This window comes from Janthinobacterium sp. GL_088, from assembly GCF_057837845.1.
This window is the reverse complement of sequence record NZ_CM174453.1, coordinates 370,267-383,358: the sequence shown is the minus strand read 5'-3', so window position 1 is coordinate 383,358 and position 13,092 is coordinate 370,267. Positions and strand designations below refer to the sequence as shown.

The 13,092-nt window shown below is 57.9% G+C and carries 14 protein-coding genes; 1 reads left to right on the top strand and 13 read right to left on the bottom strand.

Features of this window, described 5'->3' with window-relative positions:
* Window positions 1-84 precede the first annotated feature (84 nt).
* Entirely contained in the window at window positions 85-1,149 is a 1,065-nt protein-coding gene (gene rsgA, locus AC3IQ7_RS01635) for a ribosome small subunit-dependent GTPase A (RefSeq protein WP_489208178.1), read from the top strand.
* Between the two features lie 59 nt (window positions 1,150-1,208).
* On the opposite strand, the gene AC3IQ7_RS01630 is transcribed toward rsgA, so the two are convergent.
* From AC3IQ7_RS01630 to mnmG, 13 genes are all read right to left on the bottom strand, one after another.
* The gene (locus AC3IQ7_RS01630) at window positions 1,209-1,628 is read right to left on the bottom strand and encodes a F0F1 ATP synthase subunit epsilon (protein ID WP_058050961.1); all 420 of its coding nucleotides are present in this window, start codon (window positions 1,626-1,628) and stop codon (window positions 1,209-1,211) included.
* 62 nt (window positions 1,629-1,690) lie between these two features.
* Entirely contained in the window at window positions 1,691-3,091 is a 1,401-nt protein-coding gene (atpD, locus tag AC3IQ7_RS01625; protein WP_010393778.1) for a F0F1 ATP synthase subunit beta, read from the bottom strand.
* 29 nt (window positions 3,092-3,120) lie between these two features.
* Entirely contained in the window at window positions 3,121-3,996 is an 876-nt protein-coding gene (gene atpG / locus AC3IQ7_RS01620) for a F0F1 ATP synthase subunit gamma (protein WP_046681852.1), read from the bottom strand.
* 62 nt (window positions 3,997-4,058) lie between these two features.
* On the bottom strand, window positions 4,059-5,600 hold the full coding sequence (gene atpA / locus AC3IQ7_RS01615; protein WP_077398373.1) for a F0F1 ATP synthase subunit alpha: 1,542 nt from the start codon (window positions 5,598-5,600) through the stop codon (window positions 4,059-4,061).
* Between the two features lie 78 nt (window positions 5,601-5,678).
* Window positions 5,679-6,224, bottom strand: a complete 546-nt coding sequence (locus tag AC3IQ7_RS01610) for a F0F1 ATP synthase subunit delta (protein ID WP_034783838.1) — start codon at window positions 6,222-6,224, stop codon at window positions 5,679-5,681.
* A gap of 2 nt (window positions 6,225-6,226) precedes the next feature.
* Window positions 6,227-6,697 carry a F0F1 ATP synthase subunit B gene (locus AC3IQ7_RS01605; protein ID WP_034752697.1) on the bottom strand — a complete coding sequence of 157 codons (471 nt, stop codon included), beginning with the start codon at window positions 6,695-6,697 and terminating at the stop codon, window positions 6,227-6,229.
* A gap of 43 nt (window positions 6,698-6,740) precedes the next feature.
* Complete coding sequence (atpE, locus tag AC3IQ7_RS01600; protein ID WP_034752695.1) at window positions 6,741-7,019, bottom strand: F0F1 ATP synthase subunit C; 279 nt, start codon at window positions 7,017-7,019, stop codon at window positions 6,741-6,743.
* Window positions 7,020-7,078: 59 nt separating this feature from the next.
* On the bottom strand, window positions 7,079-7,888 hold the full coding sequence (atpB, locus tag AC3IQ7_RS01595) for a F0F1 ATP synthase subunit A (RefSeq protein WP_051959258.1): 810 nt from the start codon (window positions 7,886-7,888) through the stop codon (window positions 7,079-7,081).
* 51 nt (window positions 7,889-7,939) lie between these two features.
* A complete protein-coding gene (locus AC3IQ7_RS01590; protein WP_099377709.1) occupies window positions 7,940-8,308 on the bottom strand; it encodes an ATP synthase subunit I in 369 nt (122 codons plus the stop codon).
* Window positions 8,309-8,578: 270 nt separating this feature from the next.
* A complete protein-coding gene (locus tag AC3IQ7_RS01585) occupies window positions 8,579-9,463 on the bottom strand; it encodes a ParB/RepB/Spo0J family partition protein (protein WP_099377708.1) in 885 nt (294 codons plus the stop codon).
* Between the two features lie 64 nt (window positions 9,464-9,527).
* The gene (locus tag AC3IQ7_RS01580) at window positions 9,528-10,298 is read right to left on the bottom strand and encodes a ParA family protein (RefSeq protein WP_046681849.1); all 771 of its coding nucleotides are present in this window, start codon (window positions 10,296-10,298) and stop codon (window positions 9,528-9,530) included.
* Window positions 10,299-10,456: 158 nt separating this feature from the next.
* Window positions 10,457-11,101 carry a 16S rRNA (guanine(527)-N(7))-methyltransferase RsmG gene (gene rsmG / locus AC3IQ7_RS01575; RefSeq protein WP_099377707.1) on the bottom strand — a complete coding sequence of 215 codons (645 nt, stop codon included), beginning with the start codon at window positions 11,099-11,101 and terminating at the stop codon, window positions 10,457-10,459.
* Complete coding sequence (gene mnmG / locus AC3IQ7_RS01570; protein WP_099377706.1) at window positions 11,098-13,047, bottom strand: tRNA uridine-5-carboxymethylaminomethyl(34) synthesis enzyme MnmG; 1,950 nt, start codon at window positions 13,045-13,047, stop codon at window positions 11,098-11,100. Before mnmG ends, rsmG begins: the two co-directional genes overlap by 4 nt.
* Window positions 13,048-13,092: the final 45 nt, after the last annotated feature.

Below are 13,092 nucleotides of genomic sequence, written 5' to 3'. Positions count from 1 at the left end.
CGTGCCAGTCATAGCGACTGGCGGTGCCTGCTCGCGCAGGCTACACGTCCGCACGCGGACGACAGAATCTGGAATCACGCTACCATGATCGCATTCGATTTCGCGCAACTACGCCTTATCGGGCTGCAGCAGGCCATCGCCAGCGCAGCCACCCAACTCGACCTCTCTTGCCCTGCCACACAACTGCTGCGCGTGAGCGCCGTACACCGCGACAGCATCGGCGTGCACGACGGCATCCGGGAACACCCGGCGTACATCGTGCCGCGCCTGTTGCACGAGCTGTTGGCCCAGGACACCGTCCTCACGGTGGGTGACTGGATCGCCGCCGAACCCGATGCGCACGGCACGCTGTGGATAACGGCGCACTTATCCCCGGTCACGCAAATCGCCCGGCGCGGCAATGACGGCCGGCGGCAAGTGCTCGCCAGCAATGTCGATACGGCCTTGCTGGTGATGGGACTCGATGGGGATTTCAACCCGCGCCGCCTGGAACGCTACCTGGCCATCGTGCTGGCGGCCCAGGTCAGCCCCGTGGTGGTGCTGAGCAAGGCCGACGTGGCCGAGGACGTGGCTGGCAAGCTGGCGCAGCTCAAACAGCGCCTTCCGCCTCACGTGCCCCTGTTTGCTATCGATACGCGCCATGCGTATGACGTGGCCATCCTGGAACCCTGGCTGGATGCTGGCCAGACCCTGGTGCTGCTCGGCTCATCGGGCGCCGGCAAGTCCAGCCTGACCAACACCTTGTCAGCGGCGCAGCAAACGACCAATGGCGTGCGCCATGGCGACGGCCGTGGCCGGCACACGACGACGGCGCGCTCGCTGCACCTGTGCGCCAGCGGCGCCTGCATCATCGATACGCCGGGGCTGCGCAGCTGGCGCGCGGACGCCGACGCGCAGACCCTGGCGGCCACGTTTGACGACATCGCGGCGCTGGCGGCGACATGCCAGTTCCGCGATTGCCGGCATGCCAGCGAGCCTGGTTGCGCCGTGCGCGGCGCCGTCGATGCGGACCGCTTGCGCAATTATCACAAGCTGCTGCGCGATGCGCACCGCAGCGAGGAAACGCCGCTCGAGCGCATTGCCGCGCGCGCCAAGTGGAAGACGGTATTAAAGGCAGGAATGGAAAGGGGAAAGGACAAGCGCCGCTGATTTTTGCTGAAAAAAAAGGCAGCCCGAAGGCTGCCTTTCTTGTGCGGCGCAGATTGAAATTAAATCTTGCGCAGCTTCTGGATCGCTGCCAGCTGCGCAATCGCGCTGGCCAGCTCGGCTTGCGCTTGCGCGTAGTCGATGCCCGAATCCTTGTTGTGGATATTTTCTTCCGCCAACTTCTTCGCTTCCAGCGCTTTCGCTTCGTCCAGGTCGTGACCGCGGATCGCGGTATCGGCCAGGACGGTCACGGTATCCGGTTGCACTTCCAGCAGGCCGCCGGCAACGAAGACGAACTCTTCTTCAGCCTGGCCGACTACCTTGATGCGGACCGCGCCCGGACGGATGCGGGTAATCAAAGGCGTGTGGCGTGGGTAGATACCCAGCTCGCCCTGTTCACCCGGCAACGCGACGAATTCTGCTTCGCCTGAAAAAATCAGTTCTTCAGCGGAAACCACGTCAACGTGAATTGTGTGTGCCATGTGTGTCCTATCGGGTTGAAGAACCCCGCCTTGTAAGGGGCAGGGTTAGGCCCAGACTTAACTTAGTTAAGTTTCTTGGCTTTTTCGATTGCTTCTTCGATCGTGCCGACCATGTAGAACGCTTGTTCCGGCAGGTGATCGAGTTCGCCCGAAGCGATCATTTTGAAGCCCTTGATCGTGTCTTTGAGCGAAACGTATTTACCAGGCGCGCCGGTAAAGACTTCAGCGACGTGGAAAGGCTGCGACAGGAAACGCTGCATCTTACGTGCGCGGGCAACCAGCAGTTTGTCTTCCGGTGCCAGCTCGTCCATACCCAGAATCGCGATAATGTCGCGCAATTCCTTGTAGCGTTGCAGGGTCGTTTGCACGGCACGCGCGGTGTCATAATGCTCTTGACCAACGATCAACGGATCGAGCTGACGCGAGGTCGAATCGAGTGGGTCCACGGCTGGGTAGATACCCAGGGAAGCGATGTCACGCGACAGCGCAACGGTCGAATCCAAGTGAGCAAACGTGGTAGCAGGCGACGGATCGGTGTAATCATCGGCTGGAACGTAGACGGCCTGGATCGAGGTGATCGAACCGGTCTTGGTCGACGTGATACGCTCTTGCAGACGGCCCATTTCTTCAGCCAGGGTCGGTTGGTAACCCACAGCCGACGGCATACGGCCCAGCAGTGCCGATACTTCGGTACCTGCCAGCGTGAAGCGGTAGATGTTGTCGACGAAGAACAGAACGTCCTTGCCTTCATCACGGAACGATTCAGCGATCGTCAGGCCGGTCAGCGCAACGCGCAGACGGTTACCTGGCGGTTCATTCATCTGACCGTAGACCATCGCCACTTTGGAGTTCTCTGGGTTTTCCAGATCGACCACTTTCGCGTCAGCCATCTCGTGGTAGAAGTCGTTACCTTCACGAGTACGCTCACCAACACCGGCGAACACGGACACGCCGCTGTGCGCTTTAGCGATGTTGTTAATCAGTTCCATCATGTTGACGGTCTTGCCTACGCCAGCGCCGCCGAACAGACCAACTTTACCGCCTTTTGCAAACGGGCAAACCAGGTCGATCACCTTGATGCCGGTTTCCAGCAGTTCTTGCGATGGCGACAGTTCGTCGTATGCAGGAGCGGTGCGGTGGATCGATGCGACTTGCTCGTGCGACACTGGGCCGCATTCGTCGATCGGGTTGCCCAGCACGTCCATGATGCGACCCAGGGTTGCTTTACCGACTGGCACCATGATAGGTTTGCCGGTGTTCTGGATCATCATGCCGCGACGCAGGCCATCGGACGAGCCGAGTGCAATGGTACGGACAATGCCGTCGCCCAACTGCTGTTGTACTTCCAGGGTCAGTTCCGAGCCTGCCATCTTCAAGGCATCAAATACCTTAGGCATCGCGTTGCGGGGAAACTCAACGTCCACCACAGCGCCGATACACTGAACGATTTTGCCATCAGCCATGTTCGTTCCTTCAATATAGTTAAATTCGTTTAAACCGCAGCCGCACCGGCGACGATTTCGGAGAGTTCTTTGGTAATCGCAGCTTGGCGGGTCTTGTTGTAGATCAGCTTCAATTCGCCGATCACACTACCCGCGTTGTCGCTTGCAGCTTTCATCGCGACCATCCGTGCCGATTGCTCGGACGCCAGATTCTCCGCGACTGCCTGGTACACCAGCGCTTCTACATAGCGCTCCAGCAATTCGTCGATCACGCTTTGCGCGTCCGGCTCGTAGATATAATCCCACGAGTGGGCACCCTTGTCGGCGACCATCTTGTCGGCCGTCAGGGGCAGCAATTGCTCCACGACTGGTTCCTGTTTCATCGTGTTGATGAATTTGGTGTAGCACAGGTACACTGCATCGATCTTGCCTGCCTGGAACTCTTCGAGCATGACCTTGACGGGTCCGATCAGCTTGTCCAGGTGGGGCGTATCACCGGTCTGAATGGCAGAGGCGACGATCTTGACGCCGATGCGATTCAAAAAACCCAAACCCTTGTTACCGATGGCAACTGCTTCAACCCGGTTGCCAGCTGCTTCCAGCTCGCGCGACTTCGACGTCACCTGGCGCAGGATGTTGGTGTTCATGCCGCCGCACAGACCTTTGTCGGTCGTGACAACGATGAAACCCACTGCCTTCGCTTGCGTACCCTGGGCAGCTGCCAGGAACGGGTGCGTGTATTCCGGATTGGCGGTCGCCAGATTGGCGGCGATATTCCGAATCTTGTCACTGTAGGGACGAGCGGCCCGCATCCGGTCTTGCGCCTTGCGCATTTTGGACGCGGCGACCATTTCCATCGCCTTGGTGATCTTCTTCGTATTCTCTACGCTCTTGATCTTGCCTCGTATCTCTTTGCTTGATGCCATGAGTCCTTACTCCTTCTGCGCGTAGGGCGGCGCCTCACTCGAGGTGGGCGCCGCCTGGCCGCTTAATATGCGCCGGATTTCTTGAAATCAGCAATGGCCGCCGACAGAGTTGCTTCGCTGTCTTTGTCGAGTTGCTTGGTTTCTTCGATCTTGGCCAGCAGAGCAGCTTGCTTGGTCTTCATGTAAGCGTGGACACCAGCTTCGAACGACAGCACTTGCTTGACTGGCACGTCGTCCATGAAGCCTTTGTTCACCGAGAACAGCGATACGGCCATCAGCGAGATCGACAGTGGCGAGTACTGGGCTTGCTTGAGCAATTCCGTTACGCGGGCACCACGGTCCAGCTGCTTGCGGGTCGACTCATCCAGGTCCGAAGCGAACTGCGCAAACGCGGCCAGTTCACGGTACTGCGCCAAGTCGGTACGGATACCGCCGGACAGGTTTTTGATGACCTTGGTCTGGGCGGCGCCACCGACGCGCGATACGGAAATACCGGCGTTAATCGCAGGACGGATACCGGCGTTGAACAGCGAGGTTTCCAGGAAGATCTGACCGTCGGTAATCGAAATCACGTTGGTTGGAACGAATGCGGACACGTCGCCAGCTTGCGTTTCAATGATCGGCAGCGCCGTCAGGGAACCGGTCTTGCCTTTGACGGCGCCATCGGTGAACTTCTCGACGTAGTCGGCGTTCACGCGTGCTGCGCGTTCCAGCAGGCGGCTGTGCAGATAGAACACGTCGCCTGGGTACGCTTCGCGACCTGGTGGACGGCGCAGCAGCAGCGAGATTTGACGGTATGCAACAGCTTGTTTGGACAGATCATCGTAGACGATCAGTGCATCTTCACCGCGGTCACGGAAGTATTCGCCCATGGCGCAACCGGAGTACGGCGAGATGTATTGCATGGCGGCCGATTCCGAAGCGGAAGCGGCGACAACGATGGTGTATTCCATCGCGCCGTGCTGTTCCAGCGAGCGCACGATGTTCTTGATCGACGAGGCTTTTTGGCCAATCGCGACGTAGATACACTTCATGCCCTGGCCTTTTTGATTGATGATCGCATCAATCGCCACAGCCGACTTACCGGTTTGACGGTCGCCGATGATCAGTTCGCGCTGGCCGCGGCCAACTGGAACCATCGCATCGATCGACTTCAGGCCGGTTTGCATTGGTTGCGAAACGGACTCACGGGCGATCACGCCCGGCGCGATTTTTTCAATCGCGGCCGTCAGTTTCGTGTCGATGGCGCCTTTGCCGTCGATTGGCTGACCCAGCGCGTTGACAACGCGGCCGAGCAGCTCAGGACCGACTGGCACTTCCAGAATGCGGCCGGTGCATTTCACCGTATCGCCTTCGGAGATGTGCTCGTAGGCACCCAGAATCACGGAACCGACGGAGTCGCGTTCCAGATTCATTGCCAGGCCAAACGTGTTGCCTGGGAATTCCAGCATCTCGCCTTGCATCACGTCCGACAAACCGTGGATGCGGCAGATACCGTCGGCGACGGAAATAACCGTGCCTTGATTACGCACTTCAGCGCCGCCGTCAAGACCTTGGATCCGGCTCTTGATCAACTCGCTGATTTCAGATGGGTTGAGTTGCATACTAACTCCTAAAAGTGTTTCTCTCAGCTTGCGCGAGGGGTAAGGGTCTGTCTAAGCTGGCCTGCCGAAGCGCGTGTCTTACGACACCAGTGCAGCATGCAGTTGCTGCAACTTGGCGCGCACCGAGGTATCGAGCACTTGGTCGCCAACGACCACGCGCACGCCGCCGAGCAGCGATGGATCCACTGTGACGGCAGGGTTGAGCTTACGACTGAATTTCTTTTCCAGCGTTGCGACCAGCTCGGCCGTTTGGCCTTCGCTCAGATCGAAAGCGCTCGTGATCTCGGCGTCAGCCGCACCTTCCAGACCGTTTTTCAACGTATGGAATTGCGCGCCGATTTCCGGCAGCAGGCTGATGCGGCCATTTTCGATCAACATCGTGACGAAGTTTTTCACTTCCTCATTGAGCGGCGATTTCAACAACGACAGGATGGTGGCGGCGACGTCGCTTTCCGAAACTTTCGGATTGCGCGCGTACGCCTGTACCTCGGGGTGGCTACCGATCTGTGCCAGTTCGGACACCAGTTCGGACCACGCCGCGAGGTTGCTTGACTCCTTACCAGCTTGGGCTACGCGGAACAAAGCTTCCGCGTAGGGACGGGCGACGGTTGCGAGTTCTGCCATGATTACAGCTCGACAGCAAGACGCTGCAACATTTCGGCGTGAGCCGTAGCGTTTACTTCACGCTTCAAGATCTGCTCGGCACCCTTGACAGCCAGGTCAGCCACCTGAGCGCGCAATTGTTCGCGTGCTTTCGACAGTTGCTGTTCGGCGTCCGACTGGGCTTGCGCAATGATACGCGCAGCTTCAGCTTGTGCATTTTGCTTGATCTCTTCAGCAACCAGCTGCGCGCGCTTTTCAGCGTCCGCAACGCGTTGCGACGCTTCTTCACGTGCACTGTTCAATGCCTCTTGCGCACGCTTTTCAGCGACTGCCATCGAAGCCTGACCTTGATCGGCCGCAGCCAATCCATCCGCGATTCGTTTGGCACGCTCATCCAGCGCATTGTTCAGCGCTGGAAATACGAACTTCATCGAGAACCAGACCAACACCGCGAAGGTGATCATCTGGCCGATGAGCGACATATTGATGTCCATACCTTTGCTCCTAACTAAAAGTTTCTCCTAGGGTTGGAGCGAATTACTGAGCAACAGCCGTCAGAGCGGACAGGAACGGGTTAGCGAACGTGTACAGCAGAGCAACACCAACGCCGATCATCGAGATAGCATCCAGCAGACCAGCGATAACGAACAGTTTGGTTTGCAGTTGTGGCATCAGTTCTGGTTGACGTGCCGAAGCTTCCAGGAATTTGCCACCCAAGATAGCGAAGCCCAGAGCGGTGCCGATTGCGGCCAGGCCGATGATGATTGCTGCTGCCAGAACGGTCATGCTTTGTACTTGTGCGATCAGAGCTTGCATAAAATTCTCCTAAATTTAAAAACGAAAGATACTAAAAAAACAAAATATAAAGTTAATGATTAATGTTTCTCAACCGCGAGGCTCAGATACACAACCGTCAACGCCATAAACACAAAAGCTTGCAAAGTTACAATCAAGATATGGAAAATTGCCCATGGACCACCCAACGCCCACTGTGCCCACCAAGGCAACAACGCGATCAAGATGAAAATCAGTTCGCCGGCATACATATTGCCGAACAGTCGCAGCGACAGGGAGATCAGTTTTGCAACCAGCTCAACCATTTGCAACAAGAAATTGACAGGTGCCAGGGCGATCGTGGCGATCAGGCCATTCGCATGGAACGGTGCCGTGAACAGTTCCTTGATCCAGCCGCCCAGGCCCTTGGCCTTGATCGAGAAGGCGATCACGCACAGCACGACCGACAGCGACATGGCGAAGGTGTGGTTGACGTCGGCGGTCGGCACGGCGCGCAGTTTATGCACGCCAAACCAGCTCAGGATCTTCGGCAACAGGTCAACCGGCAGGAAGTCCATCGCGTTGAGCAACCAGACCCACACAAAAATAGTGATGGCCAGCGGCGCGATGACCTTGCTTTTCGCGTGGAAGGCCCCATTAATAGTGTCATTGACGATTTCCATGACCATTTCGACGAAGTTTTGCAACTTGCCAGGGACACCAGCCGTCGCGCGGCGCGACGCCATATAGAAAACAGCCAGGAAAACAAAGCCCAGAATGGCCGAAATCCAGAACGTATCCAGATTGATCATGCCGTCGGCACTTCTCAGGTGGGCCAGATGGTGACTGATGTATTCTGTGGCGTTGGCCGGGGCAGCATGGCCCGCTTCAATAGCGTGTTCTGTGGTCATAATGAATTTAGATTTGTCGTTTCAGAGCTCAACAGGCCCCAAAACCAATGATTAAACAGCGAGCAATGAAAACCAGTATGCTAAGGTTGCCACCGCGAAACCCAAGATCAGCCATAACCAGGCGGCCGACTGAAACAACACCAGTGCCAATATAAACAGCACCGCTGTGATAAATATTTTCACCACTTCTGCGCGCAAATGCGCCCGGAATGCCTTGTTGGCGTCGCTAGAACCGCGAACGACCAACAGGGCATACACCAGGCTACCGATGACTGCGATAGCGCCGCCGTATGCGGCGGACCAGCCTCTGACATGACCACCGAAAAACAGGGTGACCGTGGCAAAGCTGATAGCGATTGCTAGCTGCAATGCAACTACTTTGTAGACTGGCTTGGCAATACTTTGTTGTGAATCACTCAATTGCCAAGTTCCCAGAAAAATCTACACACGCAAAGACACGGGATTATAGTTGGCTTTGATCTATAGAGTCAAACGTTGCTGCACCGCAGCAGGGCAATTGCTGCGTGAAACTGACGCTTTACCGACTATTCGCCGCCATTTGCACCACTATATGGCAAAGTCGCTTGTCTGGCCGCTTCCAGCCGTGTTATCAAGGAATTACGTGGTGCATCTGGAAAGCATGGCCGGATTGTCCACACCCGCATGGCCCCTGCCTTTGCAGCTTGCTATTTAACCACGCAAGCGGGTCAACAAACCATCGAGCACGTCAAGATCGGCAAAATCAATCACCAATTGGCCACGGCCCTTGTTGCCCATCTTGAACACCACGGGGGTGGCCAGCGCATCGGACAGCTCTTCTTCCAGGCGCGCGATGTCGCCCGATTTTTCCTTCTGACGCGGCTCGACCGGGTTGGCCGCTTCCTCGACCGTGCGCGTCACGAGCTTTTCCGTTTCGCGCACCGACAGGCGCTTGGCCACGACCTGATTCGCCAGCGTGATCTGGCTGGCCGCATCGACGGCCAGCAGCGCGCGCGCATGACCCATGTCAATATCGCCGGCCATCAGCATGGTCTGCACGGGATGGGCCAGGTTCATCAAGCGCAACAGGTTCGACACGGCGCTGCGCGAGCGTCCCAGCGCAGTGGCCGCTTGCTCATGCGTAAAACTGAAGTCGGCGATCAGGCGGTGGATGCCCTGCGCTTCTTCCAGCGGATTGAGGTCTTCGCGCTGGATATTCTCGATCAGCGCCATGGCGGCGGCGGCCAGGTCGTCCACATCGCGCACCAGCACTGGCACTTCCGTCAGGCCGGCCAGTTGCGAAGCGCGGAAACGGCGTTCGCCGGCGATGATTTCATATTTAACAAGTCCGCTCAAGGTATCTTGCCCGATCGGGCGCACCAGGATCGGCTGCATCAGCCCTTGCGCCTTGATCGAGGCGGCCAGTTCATTCAGCGCTCCCTCGTCCATGCGCGTGCGCGGCTGATATTTGCCGGCTTGCATTTGTGACACGGGCAAGTTCGACGGTTGATGCGTGTCCGGACTGGCGAAGTCGCCGCCGCCGCCCAACAGGGCGTCGAGTCCGCGACCCAGTCCTTTTAATTTTTTCGTAGCCATGCTGTCCTAATCGTGTTTTCAGAGTAAGCGCTCACATCATTATGTGCAGACGCTCGCTCCTTGTTTACATATGTTTGATGCGTTCGACCATCTCGGCGCCGAAGGCGATATATGCCTGGGCGCCTTTCGAGCTGGGGTCGAAGGTCACGCCGGGCAGGCCGTACGACGGCGCTTCGGCCAGGCGTACATTGCGCGGGATGATGGTATTGAAAACCTTGTCGCCGAAGTGCTGCTCCAGCTGCGCCGACACTTGTTGCGATAATGTCATGCGTGGATCGAACATCACGCGCAGCAGACCGATGATCTTCAGATCCGGGTTCAGGTTGGCATGCACCTTCTTGATGGTGTTGACCAGATCGGACAAGCCTTCCAATGCGTAGTACTCGCACTGCATCGGAATGATCACGCCATGCGCGGCGCACAGGCCGTTCAGGGTCAGCATCGATAATGCCGGTGGGCAATCTACCAGGATGAAATCGTATTCGCTGTCCACTTCGGCCAGCGCATCCTTCAGGCGGCGTTCGCGGTTGTCGAGTTCAACCATCTCCACTTCGGCGCCGGCCAGCTCGCGGTTCGACGGCAAGACATCGAAGCGCCCCGCTTCCGAACGCTGGCGTGCCGTTTTGACATCGGACTCGCCCAGCATGACTTCATAGGTCGATGCTTTCAAGCCGGCCTTGTTGATGCCGGCGCCCATGGTCGCATTGCCCTGCGGGTCGAGGTCGACCAGCAACACGCGCTGGTTCAACTTGGCCAGACCGGCGGAGAGGTTGACGCTTGTTGTGGTTTTACCAACACCACCCTTTTGATTTGCTACACAAAAAATTTTGGCCATGTATCTTCTAGTTGTAAAGAGATGCAAACTTCATCGTGCGCCCCGGCATCTGGCCGAAACGATTTATATTGTTTATTTCATTTATACGATATAAATCGTTTATACGGTTTATATTATTTATACCGTATAAATTGTTTATATCATTTATTCTTCGTCTTTTAAATTCTTGCTATAAAGACCAGATGACGCTCTGCATTTAGCCCTGGCACCTGAATTGCGCGTAATTCCGTCACTTTCCAGTCTGCCGGCAGTCGCTCGCGCTCGTCTGGCGGTGCCACCCCTTTCAAGGCGATGAATTGCCCGCCCTCGGCCAGCACGTGGTTCGACCAGTTGACGAAGTCAGACAGGTCGGCAAAGGCGCGCGAAGTGATCACATCGAATTTCTGCTGCACTTCCAGCTGTTCCACCCGTTTCGTGTACACGGTGACGTTGCTCAAACCAAGTTCCGCCTTCACTTGCGTCAAAAATGCCGTCTTCTTGTGCACGGTATCGATCATCGACACCTTCACATCCGGCCGCGCGATGGCCAGGACCATGCCCGGCAAGCCGCCGCCGGCGCCCACATCGAGCACATTCTTTGCATCCGCGAACGCCGGCACGGCGGCCAGCGAATCGAGCACGTGCAGGGTCAGCATCTGCAGTGGATCGCGCACCGACGTCAGGTTGTACACGCTGTTCCATTTGGCCAGCAAGGCCAGGTAATCGAGCAGTTTTTCCGTCTGATCCGCGCTCAGGTCGAGCCCCAGCGCGGCGATGCCTTCATTCAAAATCTGGGCCAATGCGGCCCGGTCAAACTGCTTCATTCAACAACCTCGTCCTTTAAAGTGGTGGTCTGTATTTCGGCCTGACCTGCACCAAAACCGCGCTTTTTCAGGTGTACCAGCAGCAGCGAAATCGCCGCCGGCGTCACGCCGGAAATGCGCGAGGCCTGGCCCAGGGTTTCCGGGCGCTGCTTGTCGAGTTTTTGCCGCACTTCGACGGACAGCGCGCCGATATCCAGGTAATTGAAACCTTCCGGCAAAGCCAGGTTTTCATAGTGTTCGTGGCGCTCGATTTCCTTGCTCTGGCGCTCAATGTAACCCGCGTATTTGAGCTGGATTTCCACCTGCTCGCGCACGGCCGGGTCAATCACGCCGGGGCCGGCCAGGGCCTGGCCTTCCATGCCCGTCATGCTCATCAAGGTGTCGTAGGCGACGTTCGGGCGGCGCAGCAAGTCCGCCAGGGAATACTCGCGCTCGATAGCCTGGCCAACGATGCGTTCCGATTCGGCGGCCGCCAGGATGCGCGGGTTGACCCACGTGGAACGCAGGCGCTCGAGTTCGCGCGCCACCGCTTCGCGCTTGGTCTCGAAGGCTTGCCATTGGGCGTCGCCCACGCAACCCAGGGTGCGGCCGATTTCCGTCAGACGCATGTCGGCATTGTCTTCGCGCAAGCTCAGGCGGTACTCGGCGCGGCTGGTGAACATGCGGTACGGTTCCTGCACGCCCTGGGTGATCAAATCGTCGACCAGCACGCCCAGATAGGCCTCGGAGCGGCCCGGTACCCAGGCTTCCTTGTCCTGCGTCAGCAAGGCCGCATTCAGGCCCGCCAGCATGCCTTGCGCGGCCGCTTCTTCGTAACCGGTAGTGCCATTGATCTGACCGGCGAAAAACAGGCCAGCGACGGCCTTCGTTTCCAGCGATGCCTTCAAGCCGCGCGGGTCGAAATAATCGTATTCGATGGCGTAGCCGGGGCGCAGGATGTGGGCGTTTTCCATGCCCTTCATCGATTGCACCAGGGCGATCTGCACGTCGAATGGCAAGCTCGTCGAGATGCCGTTCGGATAGAACTCATGCGTCGTCAAGCCTTCCGGCTCGAGGAATATCTGGTGCGATTCCTTGCCCGAGAAACGGTGGATCTTGTCTTCGATCGACGGGCAATAGCGAGGGCCGACGCCCTCGATCACGCCCGTGTACATGGGGCTGCGGTCCAGGCCGGCGCGGATGATATCGTGCGTCTGGCTATTCGTGTGCGTGACCCAGCACGGCACCTGGCGCGGGTGCATGGACGTGTTGCCCATGACCGAGAAGACTGGCACGGGATCGAGGTCGCCCGGCTGCTCTTGCATCACGGAAAAGTCGATCGTGCGGCCATCGATGCGCGGTGGCGTGCCTGTTTTCAGTCGCCCTTGCGGCAGTTTCAGTTCTTTCAAACGGGCGGACAGCGAAATGGCAGGCGGGTCGCCGGCGCGGCCAGCCGAGTAGTTATTCAAGCCCACGTGGATCTTGCCATCGAGGAAAGTGCCAGCCGTCAGCACGACGGCGCGCGCGAGAAACTTCAGGCCAATCTGCGTCACGGCGCCAACGACGCGGTCGCCTTCGACGATCAAATCATCAACGGCTTGCTGGAACAGCCATAAGTTCGGCTGGTTTTCCAGGCGCGTGCGGATGGCGGCCTTGTACAAAATACGGTCGGCCTGGGCGCGCGTGGCGCGGACTGCCGGGCCTTTCGAGGAATTCAAGATGCGGAACTGGATGCCGGACTCGTCAGTGGCAATCGCCATCGCGCCGCCCATGGCATCGACCTCCTTGACCAGGTGGCCCTTGCCGATGCCGCCGATGGAGGGGTTGCACGACATCTGGCCCAGTGTCTCAATATTATGCGTGAGCAATAGCGTCTTCTGCCCCATGCGGGCGGAAGCGAGGGCCGCCTCGGTACCGGCGTGACCACCACCGACAACGATGACGTCGAATTCTGTAGGAAATAACATGATAAATAGGTAACAGTGCAAGTAAAAATGCGGGAAGAGAGCTCC